The 15,170-nt window shown below is 68.6% G+C and carries 16 protein-coding genes; 5 read left to right on the top strand and 11 right to left on the bottom strand.

The genetic code is table 11. The features are described from left to right. The first annotated feature begins 7 nt into the window (after nucleotides 1-7). Both ACZ7CF_RS36700 and ACZ7CF_RS36695 read left to right on the top strand, forming a co-directional pair. On the top strand, nucleotides 8-943 hold the full coding sequence (locus ACZ7CF_RS36700) for an NAD-dependent epimerase/dehydratase family protein (RefSeq protein ID WP_470371939.1): 936 nt from the start codon (nucleotides 8-10) through the stop codon (nucleotides 941-943). 182 nt (nucleotides 944-1,125) lie between these two features. Next, nucleotides 1,126-1,686, top strand: coding sequence for a snapalysin family zinc-dependent metalloprotease (locus ACZ7CF_RS36695; RefSeq protein WP_360401177.1), 561 nt, complete (start codon nucleotides 1,126-1,128; stop codon nucleotides 1,684-1,686). 80 nt (nucleotides 1,687-1,766) lie between these two features. Here ACZ7CF_RS36695 and ACZ7CF_RS36690 read toward each other — a convergent pair whose 3' ends face one another. After that, complete coding sequence (locus tag ACZ7CF_RS36690; RefSeq protein WP_458432136.1) at nucleotides 1,767-2,366, bottom strand: NADPH-dependent F420 reductase; 600 nt, start codon at nucleotides 2,364-2,366, stop codon at nucleotides 1,767-1,769. 72 nt (nucleotides 2,367-2,438) lie between these two features. Further along, the gene (locus tag ACZ7CF_RS36685) at nucleotides 2,439-3,407 is read right to left on the bottom strand and encodes an alpha/beta hydrolase family protein (RefSeq protein ID WP_470371938.1); all 969 of its coding nucleotides are present in this window, start codon (nucleotides 3,405-3,407) and stop codon (nucleotides 2,439-2,441) included. A 241-nt stretch (nucleotides 3,408-3,648) separates the two neighbouring features. Between ACZ7CF_RS36685 and ACZ7CF_RS36680 the strand changes: the two genes are divergently transcribed. The 3 genes from ACZ7CF_RS36680 (at nucleotide 3,649) to ACZ7CF_RS36670 (ending at nucleotide 5,967) form a co-directional block, all read left to right on the top strand. After that, the gene (locus ACZ7CF_RS36680; RefSeq protein ID WP_458432137.1) at nucleotides 3,649-4,200 is read left to right on the top strand and encodes a TetR/AcrR family transcriptional regulator; all 552 of its coding nucleotides are present in this window, start codon (nucleotides 3,649-3,651) and stop codon (nucleotides 4,198-4,200) included. A 326-nt stretch (nucleotides 4,201-4,526) separates the two neighbouring features. After that, on the top strand, nucleotides 4,527-5,090 hold the full coding sequence (locus ACZ7CF_RS36675; RefSeq protein WP_470371937.1) for a papain-like cysteine protease family protein: 564 nt from the start codon (nucleotides 4,527-4,529) through the stop codon (nucleotides 5,088-5,090). 10 nt (nucleotides 5,091-5,100) lie between these two features. Beyond that, nucleotides 5,101-5,967, top strand: coding sequence for an LPXTG cell wall anchor domain-containing protein (locus tag ACZ7CF_RS36670; RefSeq protein WP_470371936.1), 867 nt, complete (start codon nucleotides 5,101-5,103; stop codon nucleotides 5,965-5,967). A gap of 686 nt (nucleotides 5,968-6,653) precedes the next feature. Here the strand turns inward: ACZ7CF_RS36670 and ACZ7CF_RS36665 are convergent. From ACZ7CF_RS36665 to ACZ7CF_RS36625, 9 genes are all read right to left on the bottom strand, one after another. After that, entirely contained in the window at nucleotides 6,654-7,277 is a 624-nt protein-coding gene (locus tag ACZ7CF_RS36665) for an Imm1 family immunity protein (RefSeq protein WP_470371935.1), read from the bottom strand. Further along, entirely contained in the window at nucleotides 7,274-7,570 is a 297-nt protein-coding gene (locus ACZ7CF_RS36660) for a DddA-like double-stranded DNA deaminase toxin (RefSeq protein WP_470371934.1), read from the bottom strand. Before ACZ7CF_RS36660 ends, ACZ7CF_RS36665 begins: the two co-directional genes overlap by 4 nt. Before the next feature lie 19 nt (nucleotides 7,571-7,589). Next, nucleotides 7,590-7,988, bottom strand: a complete 399-nt coding sequence (locus ACZ7CF_RS36655; RefSeq protein WP_470371933.1) for a hypothetical protein — start codon at nucleotides 7,986-7,988, stop codon at nucleotides 7,590-7,592. 415 nt (nucleotides 7,989-8,403) lie between these two features. Then, nucleotides 8,404-9,192: an ANTAR domain-containing protein gene (locus tag ACZ7CF_RS36650; RefSeq protein WP_470371932.1), complete on the bottom strand. Its 789-nt coding sequence runs from the start codon at nucleotides 9,190-9,192 to the stop codon at nucleotides 8,404-8,406. Between the two features lie 212 nt (nucleotides 9,193-9,404). Continuing rightward, entirely contained in the window at nucleotides 9,405-9,641 is a 237-nt protein-coding gene (locus tag ACZ7CF_RS36645; protein WP_470371931.1) for a hypothetical protein, read from the bottom strand. Beyond that, nucleotides 9,638-10,585: a hypothetical protein gene (locus ACZ7CF_RS36640; RefSeq protein WP_470371930.1), complete on the bottom strand. Its 948-nt coding sequence runs from the start codon at nucleotides 10,583-10,585 to the stop codon at nucleotides 9,638-9,640. Before ACZ7CF_RS36640 ends, ACZ7CF_RS36645 begins: the two co-directional genes overlap by 4 nt. A gap of 65 nt (nucleotides 10,586-10,650) precedes the next feature. Then, nucleotides 10,651-12,486 (bottom strand): endonuclease/exonuclease/phosphatase family protein, encoded by a 1,836-nt coding sequence (locus ACZ7CF_RS36635; protein WP_470371929.1) that lies wholly within the window; start codon nucleotides 12,484-12,486, stop codon nucleotides 10,651-10,653. Then, entirely contained in the window at nucleotides 12,483-13,607 is a 1,125-nt protein-coding gene (locus ACZ7CF_RS36630; protein ID WP_470371928.1) for a hypothetical protein, read from the bottom strand. The genes ACZ7CF_RS36635 and ACZ7CF_RS36630 overlap by 4 nt, the downstream gene beginning before the upstream one ends. Then, on the bottom strand, nucleotides 13,604-15,043 hold the full coding sequence (locus ACZ7CF_RS36625; RefSeq protein ID WP_470371927.1) for a (5-formylfuran-3-yl)methyl phosphate synthase: 1,440 nt from the start codon (nucleotides 15,041-15,043) through the stop codon (nucleotides 13,604-13,606). The genes ACZ7CF_RS36630 and ACZ7CF_RS36625 overlap by 4 nt, the downstream gene beginning before the upstream one ends. Nucleotides 15,044-15,170 lie beyond the last annotated feature (127 nt).

The following is a 15,170-nucleotide window of genomic DNA, read 5'->3' as shown; positions in this document are numbered from 1 at the left end:
ACCTGACATGTCATCAGCATTCGTCACCGGCGGGTCCGGTTTCATCGGAAGTGCCCTGATCCGCCGCCTGGTCGCCGACGGCCACGCGGTGTCCGCCCTGGCGCGTAGCGACGCAGCGGCCGCCGCAGTCGAGCACGCGGGCGCCACCGCCGTCCGGGGTGACCTCCTCGACCCCACCACCTGGGCCCGTCCCGGCGACACCTACGACGTGGTCTTCCACCTCGCCGCGGAGACCGACCTCGCGGCGAGCCCGGAACGGCACCGGCTCGTGACGGTGGACGGGACCGCAGCCGCCCTGGAAGGCGCACGCCGCGTGCACGCCCGCAGGTTCGTCCACTGTGGATCGGAAGCCGCGCTGCTGGCCGGTGACCCCCTGGTCGACGCGGACGAGACCGCTCCGCTGCGCCCGGACTCGCCCGCGGCCTACTCCGCCACCAAGGCGCAGGCGGAACAGCTCGTCGCGGAGGCCTCGGACGACCGGCTCGGCACCGTCATCATCCGCCCGCGGTTCGTGTGGGGACCGCACAGCAGCCTGATCGGCGCGATCGTGGCGGCGGCGCGCGAAGGCCGGTTCGCCTGGGTCGAGGGCAGCAGGGTGCGCACCGACGTGACCTACGTCGACAACGCCGTGGAAGGACTGGTCCTCGGCTGGTTGCACGGCCGGCCAGGAGAGGCGTACTTCATCACCGACCGCGAGCCGGTGGAGCTGAGGTCGTTCCTCGAGACGCAGTTCCGGCTCCACGCGGTGGAGCCGTCGGTACCGGATCTCGACCTCCCCACGGCCGTGGAGAACGTGCCGGTGCCGTTGCTCTGGTTCTTCTCGCAGCCGTGCACTGTGGACACGGCGAAGGCGGTGGCGGAGCTGGGCTACCGGCCCGTGATCACCCGCGCCCAGGCGCTCGCCACTACCGGGGCGGTCAGCTCGGCATCTGACGCACAGTGACGACCATTCGCCCCGCTTTCGCTGGTTGTGCTGCTTTCGTCCGAATAGCGGGCTACGTCAACCGTGAAGAGCGCTGAACCGCTTCACGCCAATGGCGGGCGAACGGGCACGACGACTCTCCTTACGTTGGGTGGCGGAACCCCGAGGTTCCATTCTTCGCACCCTGCAAGCGAGGAGAACCCATGTTCAAGAAAGTCGTCCTGTCCGTCGCGCTCGCCGCGGCCACAACCGTCGTCGCACCCCTGACGGGCCAGGCGTCGGCCGCCGAGGCCCCGCCCACCGCGGCGGCGGTCACCGTGTACTACGACACCAGCAGCGCCCCCACGTTCGCGAGCGCCATCCGGCAAGGCGCGGCGAACTGGAACGCGCGGGTGTCCAACGTGAAGCTGGTGGAGAACCGCAGCGCGGCCACCCTGCGCTACCGCGAGGGCAACGACCCGCGCGGTTCGTACGCCTCGACCAACGGCCACGGCAGCGGCACGATCTTCATCGACTACACGCAGGCGAGGCAGTACTACGTCACCCGCATCACCGCGCACGAGACCGGGCACGCCCTCGGCCTGCCCGACCACTACAGCGGCCCGTGCTCGGAGCTGATGTCGGGCGGTGGCCCCGGCACGTCCTGCACCGTCGCCTCGCCCAACGCCACCGAGGCGGCTCGGGTGAACTCCCTGTGGGCCAACGGGTTCGCCGGCACCTACGAGTGGAAGGTGATCTACGAGCAGATCCCCGTCCACTCCTGATCACGCACGACCGCGGGGCCTGGGTCTCCTGTGGACCCGGGCCCCGCGGGCGTTGTGCGTCCATCGCGACGACCTGTGTGTCACCGCGAGACGGAGATGTTGAACTTCGCGGTTCCCAGGGCCCTGACGGTCGAGAAGAACAACGGAGCGACGTGCTCGGTGGCCAAGGCGGTGTGGACGCCGCCCAGGTCCAGGACGCTGCTCCCGGGCCACCCCAGGTCGCCGAGCAAGCCCGTGACCACGGTCTTGGCCGCGCTGTCGTCGCCGCTGAGGAAAACGGTCGCCTGGGACACCGACGCCAGCGGGTCGACCATGATGGTGAAGTTCATCGTGTTGAGCGTCTTCACGACACGGGCCCGTGGGAAACGCGCCTGCACCTGCTGGGCCACGCTGTCACCGGGGTAGGCCATCGTCATCTGCGGGGTGAAAGCGGCCGAGGGGTCGAGCACGATCTTCTCGGCCAGCACGTCCTCCCCGATGTCTTCCAAGGCGGCGACCACGGCCGTGCCGGGGATGGCGGTGACGACCACGTCGCTGGACGCGACGGCTTCGCGCGGGCTGACCGTTCCCTCTTCGCCTGCGCGCGTCCGTGATCCGTAGACCACGTGGTGACCGGTGGATGCCAGTCGTGTCCCCAATGCGGAACCGACCTTGCCCGTGCCGAGGATCGCGATGTTCATGGGTTCCTCCTGAGGTGGTCTGACGAGCGACATGCGGGGCTGCGGTGTCGACCGCGGTCCGCACGTCGCGGGCTACTTGGTCTCGACCTGCGCAAGAGGCGTCTTCCGGCTCTCCAGTGCCTTCACGGCGATGTCCCAGGACATGTCGCCGGGGAACAGTTGGGACCGCAGGTAGGACCACACCAGCGCCCGCAGCGCGGCAACCCGTTCGGGGTTCTCGTCGGAGGTTTCCACGGCGTCGTAGCCCGAGATCCCGCCGAACAGGTGCTGTGCGCCCAGGAGGGTCAGCAGCGTCTTGTTCCCGCCGGGGCTGTGGGTGTAGGCGTCCCAGCGGTAGCTGAGCCGGGAGGAGAAGTGGGGGTTCAGGTCCTCGTCGCCGGCGATGACGAGCGCGGCACCGGTCATCTGCCCGAAGTCGATGTGCTTCATCATCGGGTAGTGCTCCGCGGCCCACGGCGAGAAGTGCTCGTCGGCGATGCCAGGTCCTCCGATCACGACGCCGGCCTTGACCCTGGGGTCGGAGAGGTCCTTCTCCCGGGGGTCGTCCGGGTCGGACACCCGCGAGCCCAGCAGCAGTGAGACCGTGTGGCCACCGGCCGAGTGCCCGACCGCGGCCACCTTCTCGGTGTCGACGCGGCCCGGGAGCCCCGGAATCGCGGCGATGACCTCCTCCAGGTGATCGAGGACGATCCGCATGTCGACGGCGCGGTCGCGCCAGAACAGCGGCGCGTCGGGCAGGTCCTGGTCGCGCAGCCCGAGCACCGTGGAGTCCAGGTGCGTCGGCTGGACGACGACGAACCCGTGAGCGGCCCAGAAGTCCGCGAGGGGCCCGTAGCCGCGTAGCGAGGAGAGGAAGTTGGTCATGCCGTGGCCGTGCGAGAGCAGCAGCACCGGCAGGTCGGTCCCGGTCACGGGCGCCGAGATCTTGATCTCCAGCGGCACGGGCCTGCCCGGCACCTCCAGCGAGACGGGACTGCAGCTGAGGACGGGGGTGGGGTCGCTGACCGGGAAGCCGGCGGCGTCCGCGTAGGACGTGTTCATGGTGTTCCTCTCAGGCGGTTCGTCCGTGAACGCGTTGCTCGACGGACTCGGAGGGTGATCGACTCCGACCGCCCGGCAAAAGATTGCCATGGACGGCAAGTTTGCACAAGACGGCATTTTAGCCATGGGAAGCATGTATGCTGAGGTGCACGCAGGCGGTGGTCAACGGAGTGCGGGAGGGGTGCGGGTGGCCAGTGACGGTCCGGGGCTTCGGGAGCGGTCCAAAGCACGACGCCGGCGGTTGATCCTGCACACGGCTCTGCGCCTGTTCGCCGAACACGGGTACGAACGGACCACGATCGCCGACATCGCCGAGGCGGCCGAGGTCGCGCCGCGGACCGTGACGGGCTACTTCCCCTCGAAGCTCGACTTCATCACCGAATGGCCCGCGTCCATCGAGCAGCGGATCATCGCGCTGCACCGGGAGGACCCCGCGCTGGAGTTCATCGACCTGGTGGACAGGTGGTGGCACGACCTGCGCGACAACGTCGACCAGGAGGAAGCCGCGCTCACCCGCGCCATGGCCCTGGCCAACCCCGGCGTGGTCGCCATGGCGGAGGCCGAGGTCTCCCAGCGAACTCCCGGAACCGGCTTCCCCTTCGACGGAACCGGTCGTGACGACCTGTCGGGAGCCGCGGGCCGAGCCGCGATCAGGGGTGTCAACCAGGTGTTCCTCCGCGGTGTCGCCGAGGACCGCATGACCGACGAGCTCCACGACGACCTGCTGAACCTGATCCGTGCCATCGCCGACAGCACCGACGTCGGTCACGGTTCGCTCAAGCTGGACCCTTAGGTATCGGGACCTCCTGGCATTCACCTCAAAGTGTTCGAGTCACCCTCGCATTCCGTGGGCGGATGCGGATGGTGGCCTTTTCGGACCGTCTTCGACACCGTAAAGAGTGCAATACCGCAACCTTCACGGGCAAAGACCGGAAACCAGTGGCGGTTTCGGCAGCTCGTTGTTGATGTTCGGTAATTCGTGACTCCGGCCTGGGAGCTGGAATTCATGGAGTTCACTCTTGTGGGCGTATTTGTGTGTTGTTTCTGCGTGGCAGCGAATTTTCGCGCTTTCATGTCCTCAGGTCTCCCGGTACTCGTCACATCCAGGAGGACAAGGAAATGGGTAGATCCACATTCGCGATCACGGCATCGGCCATCGCGCTGACGACCTCGTGGTTGCTCGTGACCGCGGCAGGCGCGGCGCAAGCGGAGGCAGCGTACGACGGCATCGCCATGTACAAGCAGGAGAAGACCCAGTGGTGCTGGGCCGCCTCGGGCCTGGCGATCGCCAAGTACCAGGGCGTCGGCAGCACGCAGGCGGACTTCTGCACTCGGGCCCAGCCCTACTACGGCTGCAACAACCAGCCTGCCACGCTCGACGACATGGCCAGGGGCTGGCAGAGCCTCGGCATGGCCCACCCCGGCTCGGGCCTGGGCAGCGCGGCCTCGTTCAACCAGATCTACACCGACGTCAAGGCCTCCCGCCCCATCGGTGCGCGCATCGGGTGGACCTCAGGCGGGGGCCACATGAACGTCGTCTACGGCTTCGACACGTCGAACAACACCATCGCGGTCGCCGACCCGTGGCCGGACACCGCCACCTACACGTGGTGGAACTACAACGACTACGTCAACAACAGCTCGTTCAAGTGGACCCACTCCCGGATCGGCATCTCCCGTTAAGGCAGGCATCATGTGCGAACCAAGAACGGTCTGGCGGCGGGCTGCTTCGCGCCTTTCCCGCCTGACCGCGGTCCTGGCACTGGGCGCATCCGCGCTCCTGTCCGTCGCGGGCCCCGCCCACGCGGCCCCGGCCGAGGACCCGCTCCCGGTGGACATCCCCGACTACCAGGCCGCTCTCAACGCCGTGAAGTCGGCCGACGTCCGCAACGCCGTGTGCCGCTTCCTCGCCGTGCCGGTGCCCCAGGGCGGGTCCCAACCCGCGCAGATGGTTCCGGACAAGGCCAATCCGTGCGAGGGCATGCCCGCCTTCACGATCAAGGACCCGCTGGCGGTCAGCGAGATCACGCCGGGCTTCGTCGCGGGCACCTCCCCGCCGATCGCCACGGAGGCGGTCAAGCTGGCCCGCCTGGTGTCCTCGCTGAGCAACACCGTCAACGACCGCCAGGCCACCGTCATGCTCGCCCCCACGCAGGGCGGCGGCTGGCACCTGGCGGCGGTGCGCGAGGGCGACGACGAGGCCGAGTACGCCGGCAAGGCCGGTGCGGGGGTCCTGGTGTTCTCAGAGCCGCAGATCCGCGGCTGGTACCAGCTGAAGCTCACCACGGTGGAGCCGCTCAACGACCAGGCACGGCAAGGACTGGGCGGCAAGGCGTCCATGTCGCTGAGCGAGTACCAGAAGCTGGTCAAGGCCCGCTACGCCGACAAGCTGCCCGCATCGGATTACGACACCAAGGGGATGTCGAGCGGCTACGGCATTGCAAGCGGAACGGACAGCACGTCGTCCATCGCGCCGTTGCTCGTCGGCGGTTCGAGCGCGGCGCTCGTGCTCGCGGGCGGCGCCTTCTTCTTCCGTCGCCGGCGCAACAACGCTGGGTGATTCTTCGGCTCGGTCCCGGTGGACACGGCGAACGACAGCCGTTCTGGGCCGTTATGAGCGTGCGTTCAGGGCTGTTGACCTGCGCTTTGGTGCAGTTGGGCGCAGTTCAGGCCGATCCGAGGGCTCCATCTGTGTGACCTGCAACGCCAGGAACGCGCTGACCTGCGTAAACGGGACTCCTGCAGGTCGGCGCGGTTCCGTTCAGGTCCATTGAGGGCTGTTCTGGCACGTTCAACGCACGGAGTCGCTCCCAATGGTCGCCATCACATGAGCGATCCACCAGGGTCTCTCAATCGCACGAATGTGCGAACTTTTTCATGTGCGCTCTATGGGGCGAGTGTGTGCGCATGATTATCGGTGCGGACGTTGGCCCACCTCATTGGCCGAGCCCCTGAGGGACACGTCGCAGAATACGCTGCGCGCTTGCAGCTCAGAACCTGTCGACCCAGGCTCTGACTGTCATCGCGGCGGTGAACCGTTATGGCGTAACCGCTGTTCCCAGGGATCAGCGGGCAGTATGGTGGCTGCCAATCCCTGGCAGGTTGCGGAAAGGCGCGAGTGCAGATTCGACGCTGTCGTTCGGCGTCGTCCTCCACGACAAGCTGCTGTCTTCAAGCATGCCGGCGCTGACGTGGTGCCCTCGTCTGGTGTTCCGCGAGGCACCGATCGGCACTGTGAGCCGTTGGTCAGTAAGTCTCGAACGGCTGCCATTGAACAGATTCCGGACGCACGCCGGTCACCGCGAACTCGAGCAGCGCCGCGACCGCGAGGTCGCGTGGAATGATCGCGTCGCGCGGGAACTCCGTCTCGTTCGCCGAATCGACGTACAGGGTCGGCACGTCGTCCGGGACGGCAGTAGGAGATGACGTCACCCAGGGGTGTCGTTCCAGGGTGAGGTCCAGGTCGTGCTCCGGCGGGGGCATCGCATCCACAGTGGACGGCGGTAGGTCACCCGCGTGCCGCAGGACCAGCGTTTCGACCTGGGTCGACCGTGACCGAGTCTGCTCCGGTGCGCTCTGCTTGGCCCACATCGTCACCATTCGCACCGCCCGCCGCGGGTCCGTCGGCCCGAAGTAGTGCAGTGCCACGTGCTCTCCGGTCGGCGATACGTCCATCTTGAACATGCGGTCGGGAATCTTCGCCGGACCGAACCGGGGGAGCTCGCGCGCGGCGATCTGGGTCGGATGTGGCTGTGGTTCGGCCAGGATCGCTGCCAGCGCACGGTTGAGGTCGGACTCGGATCGGACCTCGAACGGCTCACGAGCGCGGTTGGCGCCGCTGTAGAAGTACCAGTCCAGCGTGTACGTCACCGTGCATCCCTTCCCCGGAACGTGTGCGAACCCATCGGATCGTGCACCGTCAGTGTCTGACCGGCGCCCGGTACGAGCGGTAGCACCTCCCGGCAACCCAACATGCCCTCGCACACTTCCTTGTTCACGACCACTTCGGCACGGTTGACGCCGGACTGCCGCATGCGCCAGGCGACCTTGGTTTCGACGTGCTTGGTGACCTCGGCGTTCTGACCCGGCCACAGCACACCCACCTTCGTCAGGTGATCATTGATGCGGGTGTGCTCGCCGTCGGGCTCCCGGCCGCTCTGCACGAGGTCTTCATTGCCGTCATCATCGCGGCAGATCCCGCTGGTCTTGAACGCGGGAAGGCTCGATCGTGCGCCGCGCCCAGGTATCCGACTGCCGGCCGCCACCGCCTGTCCCGCCGGACGTCGGGGTTGAGGCTGTCGGCGGCTTGGTCGCGAACTGCTGACGAACCTTCTCGATGCCCTGCAGGCCCGATACCAGGACGTCCAGCAGGTCCTTTGCGCCGACTCGCACAGCGGCGAACTGACTGGTGACCATCTCAGCATCGGCCTGCTCGCCGGTTCCGGCCATGACGTCGGTGAGCGCCGTCGCGCACTCCTCGGCCATCTCCACGACCTGCTGGAGCATCTGCTGCACCTGCTGGGCCTTGTCCGCGGCGGCGTTGAGCGTGGCCTCAACATCGCTGAACGTCGTCGGCGGCACACCGGTACCTTCCCGCGGACCCGTGCCGATCCTCGCACGAGGCACGCGTACGGCCGAACCGCAGTTCAGCCGCATGGGTGATGGGCTCGTACCGCGTCCGCCTGGCCTGCGTCTGATCACCATGCACGAGACCCACTCGGGGCATCCCGGCTGCGTCATGATGCCGGTTCGGGCTCGCCTTCTCGGTCCCGCCAGCGGAGCCGCGATCATCCGCAGGATGGGTTGCCGCGAGGTCCCCTGTTGGATGGTGGCTTGCCGGGTCCGCGACCTGCGTGATCACGGTGCTTTGATCCGGGTGCTCGATCTTTGGTCGCCGCGACGAACCCCTCCAGCGACGCCTCAAACGCCTGAGGGCTCAAGACGAATGACCGCTGAGGTGAGGTGTTGCCCGTCTGCCACGAACGGCACCGGCTGCTCAGGAACCGGCGACCGAGTCGAGGAGGTTCTTGGCTACGTCGCGGAGTTTGACGTTTTCGTGCTGCGAGCGCTGCACGAGCATCGTGAAGGCTTCGTCGGCGCTGCAGGAGTGCACGGCCATCAGCACACCTTTGGCCTGGTCGATGACGGCCCGGGAGGCGAGAGCCTTCTCCAGGCTGCCGATGTGGTCTCGTGAGCGCTGCCAGCGCTGGGCGCTGGTGATCGTGACCGACGCCGCTGTCGTGAACAGCCGCATGAGCCCTTCGTCGAAGGGGTCGAAGGCCGCGGCCGTGTGGCTGTAGATGTTGAGCGAACCGAGATGCTTCTCGTCGGAGGACTCTGAAGAGGGCAACAGCACCGGCACGGACAGGTAGGCGCGGATCGCGTGCGCCGCGGCGGCTGCCTCGAACTCCGGCCACTCGTCGAGGTGCTCGCCGACGACAGCCCGCACAGGCCGCAGGGTGCGCGCGGACTCCAGGCACGGGCCCCGGTCAGCGCTGTACTGCTTCTCGTCGACTTCGATCAACTCGGGGCTCGTGGAGGCGGCAGTGCGCGGCCGCGCCGGATCCATCAGCGACACCGTCACCGAGTCGGCATCCGGGATCGCCCTGCTCGCGGTGTCGGCCAGCCTCTGCAACGCGCTGTCGAGAGGCTCCTCGTCGGTGAAGTAGTCCCGCAGCACCATCAGCGCCTCGGCGGTCTCGTCGAGTCTGCTCAGGGCATCAGGACGACCACTGTCGCCCAGCCCGGCCGCGGACGTCTCGGACGCGTTCGTCTCATCGGCCATGCCGCCGCACCTCGTAGCTCAGAGGAACTGATCTACGGCGCCGCTGCTTGACGTCGTCAGGGCATGGTACGCAATGATCACGACACAACCACGGCCAACGGGCCGCGCGAGCGAACCGGAACCGGCGCGGGGAAGCTGCACAGTTTCAACTGTCCCCGCGCCGGAGCCGGCCGGCCCGCCCGAAAGCGGCCCACCGTGTTCACGCGCACGTGCTACGGCGCCCCTTCCATACCCCTGCGGCGCTGATCCAATCCTGCGTTGATCAGATTGGCGCAGAAATCGCAGCTTCCGCCGGACCGCACAGCGGCTTCCTCGTCGCGGCAGAGGCGAGTCATGGCCGTCAACAGCTCGCCGTTGGCCACGTCGATCGTGAACCGCTTCACCACGGCCGCGTCCCGCGCCTGCAGCGAGTCGGGCGGGCTGAATCGGTCGCGGCCGAGGGAGGTCACGGCGTCAGCGCTTCGACGGACGACACCGCCGGCTCCGGTCCGGTTCCGTTGAGTGGCCGGTCGCCCCAGCCCGTGATGCCGAGGAGGGCGTTGTTGCGGCGCCGGATGGCGGCGGGGACGGTGGTGTTGTAGACGGTGATGAAGTCGATTTCGTCGTCGGAGGCGCTGGCTTCGTCGAAGGTGTGCAGGACGGTGAACCAGACGTTGAGCAGGCCGCTGAAGTGAACGGTGAGCCAGGTCAGTTCGACGAGCATGCCGGTGGCGTAGGCGTTGTGGTAGGCGGGGGTGTCGGTGCCGGGGTACTGGTCGAGGCCGTGGGCGGTGATGGCGGCGGGGGCGTGGTCGCGCAGGACGCGGTGGGTGTCGCGCACCTGGTCGTCGGTGATGGCGTGGGGGTCGGCCTGGGCGGCGGCGGCCAGTCGCAGGCACGTCAGGTGCAGGTCGGTGTAGGGCGGAGCTCCGGGGCGGTCGAAGGCGGGGTTGCCGTGGTCGTCGACCAGGTGCAGCAGCATTGCCTCGGCCTGCTCGGCGCGGGTGTCGGGGTCGGGGTGGGGGAGAAGTTCGGACAGGGTGTTGTAGCCGATGACGGTGTGGTGGGTCATGGAGTAGCGGCTGCGGTTGAGCAGGCTGACGACGTTGATGACCAGTTCCTTGGTGACCCGGTCGAGGAAGCCCGAGGTCGGGTAGCGGACGGTGCCGCCCTGTGCGGTGTCGGGGTTGGGGATCTCGGTGAGCACGCCGGCGTCGAAGATGACCGAGTTGGCGTACGGGACCTCGGTGATGGCCAGCGCGGGGTGGTGGGCCATGGTGCGGAACAGGTTGCTGGGGATGCCCCAGGTGGCGATGCTCAGCTCGTAGGCCGCTTCCACCTCGGCGTTCATGCCGGCGCGGGGCAGTGGCGGCACGCGGGTGCCGGTGGTGGGCAGGACGAGTTCGTCGGCCATCGGTTCAGTCCTCCGAAGTCTTGGGACGCAGGCGTCTCTCGGGCGCAACCGGTGGGGACTCGTGGTCACGGGAACGTGAGCCGGACCAACTGGGGGTCGTGGTCGCTGACCTGGTCGGCGAACTCGGCGTTGACGTGGACGATGTCGTAGTCGTAGCCGCCCGCGACCAGGCTCGGGCTGAGCAGGACGTGGTCGAGGACTTGGGCGTTGCCCTGGTGGATGTAGGTGTAGCGCTCCGCTTCGGGCAGGGTGGCGGGCAGGTCGGTCAGACCGAGGTCCTGCAGCGCCCGTAGCGGTGGCGAGAACTCGGTGTCGTTGAAGTCGCCCGCGAGCACCAGTCGTGCGTTCGGGTTGCCGTCCAGCAGCCGGCGGGCGAACTCGCCCAGCAGTGCGGTCTGCTCGCCGCGTGGGACGCGGCTGGGTGTGCGGGGCGGCTGGAAGCGGCCGAAGGTGGGGTCGTCGCCGCGCTGGGAGCTCAGGTGGTTGGCCACGATGATCAGGCGGGTGCCGCGGAAGGTGAACTCCCCGGCCAGCGACTTGCGGGTGTCGGTGAAGGCGGGGTGCTCGGGCTGGATGCGGCCGGGGCTGACGGTGAGCGTGCCGTCCGGCGCGACCTGGACCGGTGTGGTCGCGGTGCCGCCGGGGCGGTCGACGAAGGACAGCCCGAGGTCGGTGCGGAAGAGGAACCCGACCCGGATGTTGCCACCCGGCACGCCGCCGTCGGCGTGGTCGAGCGGGTCGATCTGCCGGAAGGCGTAGCGCGGGCCGCCGGCGGCGGTGATCGCGTCCACGAGGTTTTGCCAGGTGCGCCCGGCGGTGGTGACGCCGGTGTCGGCCGGCCCGTCGTCGTCCTGGACCTCCTCGACGACGACCACCGCGGGCGAGGCGAGGTGGGTCGTGATGGTGCGCGCGAGCTCGGCGAACTTCTCGGGCGGCGACACCACCGAAAGGTTCTCGACGTTGAACGTCGCGATCGTCAGCTCGTCGGCCGCCGCGGGCCGCGCGGTCTCCCGGGCCAGGCCCGCTGGGTGGCGGGTCGAAGAGCACGTGGCCACGATCTCGTAGGCGCCGTAACGGTAGTCCAGGACACCGCAGGCCCGGGAGAGCCGGTCGCCGACGTCGATGCCCGCGGGGATGGCGTCGGACACGGGCCCGGAGACCAGGCCGAGCCGTTCCGGGTTGGGGTCGTGCTCCCGCACGGGCAGCGCGCCTCGATCGGCCAGGACCGAGGCGTCCACGCCGTCGTCGGCCACGACGGTGACCCGCCTGCCGCCGGAGAACTCCAGTGCCGGGGACACCGCGACCGGCTCGTCCACCCGCACGGGCATGCCCTCCAGCGACTCGTAGAAGTCCAAGCCCTGGGTGTCGGGGTCGAACGCGGCGCTGTGTTCGACGTCGCCGACCACGTCGTCCTTGACCACCTCCCGCGGGGGAATCCGGCCGGACCCGCCCAGCAGGACGGGTGCGGGCACCGGGTGACGGCCCACCACGACCACCGCTGCCGGACCGCCGATGCGGGTCACCGACAGGTTCGCGTTGGCGGGGATGTCGCCGCCGTCGCGGTGCTCCTGCACGACGCCGGAGACCCGCACCAGGTCACCGGCACGCGGGACGGGTGTGTCGACGGCGACCTGGATCGCCTCGGAGGTGGCCGGATCGGCGTCGGGGGTGAGCGAGTGCAGCCAGAACAGCCCGCGTCGGGCGTCGCCGGCCACGACCACGCCCCGCCTGACGGTCACCCGCTGTCCTGTCAGCGGCGACCGGTGCCCGCCGCCCTGCACGTCGTGCACGTCCACCACCGGTGCCCGCAGCGGAGCTGCCGAAGCCCCGACGAAGGCCGAGGCCGGGGCCGGGCACAGCAGCACCACAACCGCGCCGAGAACGAGCGCCGGCGTTCTCACCGTGTCGCCTGAGCGGTGGACTCGAGCGGCTCGCGCGGCAGCACCAACTCCGGCAGCGTGCCGTACGGCCACGCCACCTCTGCGCGCGCCCGCACGGGCGCAGTCGCGCCGTCCAGCACCGACCGCGCCCGTGCGGTGGTGTCGAGGACCTCGTAACCGGGCAGGGTCTGCTGTTCGGTCTCGGCGAGGCTGAACGGGCGGCCGTCGAAGAACCCGGCCATCTCCTCACCGACACCGTAGGCGGGGTCACCGCGGCGGGCCTGGTTGAGGCGGTGGTGGATGTTCCACTCGTCGTGGGCGCCCAGGCTGAACGCGGTGCTCACCCGAGTGCCGTAGTAGACCAGGAACCTCCGGCGCCGCGCCTCGTAGACCACCGCGTCCTGGGGCTGGCTCGGATCCAGCGGGCGGCGCCCGCCTGTGCCGTCGTCGACGGTGGCGAAGTCGAGGTAGAACTGCGGGTCGGTGGCGTAGCGGCGGGCGAAGTAGCCCTCCATCCGGTCGGTGAGCGATTCACCGCCGCTGCGCAACGAGAAGAACTCCCGCGCGTCGGTGGGGCCGAGGAAGTAGTAGGCGTCGAACGCGCCGCCGAGCTTGAGGTCCCTGCGGGCCGAGTCGGCCAGGTAGTCGTCCTCGATCAGCACACGGGACCACATGCGCATGTAGTCCCCGCCCGTCGGATGGGTCTGGGCCAGCAGTTGTTCCAGGGTCAGGCCGGGGTACTTGTCCTGCAAGGCCGCGATGTGGCGGGTGATCAGACCTGTGCCCTGGCGGGACTCCAGCTGGTAGGCGGCCGGGTTGAGGAAGAAGAACCGTTCGCCCCACTGCTCGGTGAGCCTGCGGGCGGTGTGGTTGGCGATGTCGACGTTGGTGGCGAAGTACCCGCCGCCGCGGGAGCTGATCGGGCAGCTGAGGTAGACCACCACGCGGCCCTCGGCCTGGGCGCGCGCCAGGTCGGACTTGATCAACGCGGTGTGCAGCTCGAACACGTCGAACCACGCGCCGGTGTGCCAGGTGAACTTCATGATCGGCCGCTCCGGCACCGGATACCCGGTCTCGGTCTCGGGCTCCGCGGTGCCGTCCTGGGCACGCAGCAGCGACGCGGGGGTCGTGGTTCCGGTCACGGCGCCGCCACCTCCTCGACAGGACGCTCGCCGTCACTGAGGTCGGCCTGGCGCAGCACCGCGGTCAGGGTGCCGCTTCCGGGGATTCGCGGCTGCACCGGCGTCAACCGGCCGTAGGGGTCGGCCCAGAACACCGACGTGATGTCGGGGAAGTTCTGCCGCAGCCGGGCCACGGCCTCGTCCACACCGTCGACCGACCGCATCTTCTCCGGCAGGCACACGTAGCCGCCCTGCTCGGGGGGAACCAGACCGCGCACGAGTTGGCGCATCATCACCTGGTCGCGTCGCGAGGCCACCGGATCGTCCTCGGCGGGCGGCTGGGAGGGGTCGAGCAGGATCGCCGACCCGCCGCCGCGCGTGGACACCTGGTCGATCTCGGGCACCAGTCGCCACAGCTGCTGAGCCTGGTGGCTCTGCAACGACCCGGCCAGGTTGGCCTCGACCCCGCGGTAGTGGCAGTAGTCGACGAAGAACCTGATGTCCTCCAACGGCAGGATGCCCTTGCGCACCAAGGCCTCCGGCCCGGTGCCGGTGACGTCGTACCGGTTGAAGTCCACAATGGAGGAAACGTCTGCCCCGGTGGGCTCGGTGGTGTCGACCAGGCCGACCCTGGCCACCTTGAACAGGATGCTGGTGTCGAGCATGATGCCGTCGGCCCCGGCGTCCGCGGTCGCGTCGACCATGTTCTTGATCGCTTCCCGGTCGGTCCGCTCGGCCGGGGTGATGCCGAACTCCGAGTGCGGGAACGGCTCGTTGATCTTCACCCTGGTGGTGTCCGACCACTCCGGCAGCACACCGGCCTCGATCAGCTGCTCCAGGTCGGGCCGTTGCGGGAACAGCGGCCCGCCGTCGGGACCGGTCAGGTACTGGTGGTAGTCCAGCAGGTCGATCGTGCCCTCGACCGGTGAGTCCGCCGTGACGGGGGAGAACTCCCGCAGTGCCACCAGTTCGCGCACCACCAGCGGGTTGTCCCGGCGTTCCCGCCACAGCACCAGGTCCTGTGCGAACAGCACCGACATCACCTGGCTGTGGCTGAACTGCTCGGTGCGGTTGAGCGTGCGCACCACCTCGGTCAGCACGTCCTTGAGGACCGGCAGGTGCATCCCGTCCAGGCCCACCTTGATGATGTTGCACGGGTGCACCCTGGTGCCCATCGACACCGCCACCCCCAGCGCCGCCTGGGACGCCTTGCCCGCGATCTCGTACGGCGACTTCTCCACCGCGTGCCCGCTGTCGGTGCGCCGGAACAGCAGCTGGTCCTCGCCGATGTTGGTGCTCAGCTGCACCTCCTGATCACGCGTGTAGTTCAGCACCGCGTCGGAGATGTCCATGATGGCCTGCGGCTTGATGTTGCCCAGCGCGCTGCGCGGATCCTCGCTGTCCACGATCCGCGCACCGCCCAGCACCGCCTCCCGCGCTTCCTGCGGATCGAACACGCTGACCAACAACTTCCTGTTGTGCTGCCGATCATGTGCGTTGTCCTGCTTCGCGTTCACCATCGTCGAACACGCCTCCATCCGAATCGGACCTCGATCTGATGCAAGCAACCGCCACCGTCGAATC

It is taken from the genome of Lentzea sp. NPDC036955 (genome assembly GCF_055608005.1).
Note: the sequence above shows the minus strand (reverse complement) of the source record. Positions and strands in the feature narration are given on the sequence as shown.

What these genes read in the sequence shown, in the direction of transcription:
- ACZ7CF_RS36700 (WP_470371939.1), top strand. Translation starts at nt 8, where the DNA reads ATGTCATCAGCATTCGTCACCGGCGGGTCCGGTTTCATCGGAAGTGCC.
- ACZ7CF_RS36695 (WP_360401177.1), top strand. Translation starts at nt 1,126, where the DNA reads ATGTTCAAGAAAGTCGTCCTGTCCGTCGCGCTCGCCGCGGCCACAACC.
- ACZ7CF_RS36690 (WP_458432136.1), bottom strand. Translation starts at nt 2,366, where the DNA reads ATGAACATCGCGATCCTCGGCACGGGCAAGGTCGGTTCCGCATTGGGG.
- ACZ7CF_RS36685 (WP_470371938.1), bottom strand. Translation starts at nt 3,407, where the DNA reads ATGAACACGTCCTACGCGGACGCCGCCGGCTTCCCGGTCAGCGACCCC.
- ACZ7CF_RS36675 (WP_470371937.1), top strand. Translation starts at nt 4,527, where the DNA reads ATGGGTAGATCCACATTCGCGATCACGGCATCGGCCATCGCGCTGACG.
- ACZ7CF_RS36670 (WP_470371936.1), top strand. Translation starts at nt 5,101, where the DNA reads ATGTGCGAACCAAGAACGGTCTGGCGGCGGGCTGCTTCGCGCCTTTCC.
- ACZ7CF_RS36650 (WP_470371932.1), bottom strand. Translation starts at nt 9,192, where the DNA reads ATGGCCGATGAGACGAACGCGTCCGAGACGTCCGCGGCCGGGCTGGGC.
- ACZ7CF_RS36640 (WP_470371930.1), bottom strand. Translation starts at nt 10,585, where the DNA reads ATGGCCGACGAACTCGTCCTGCCCACCACCGGCACCCGCGTGCCGCCA.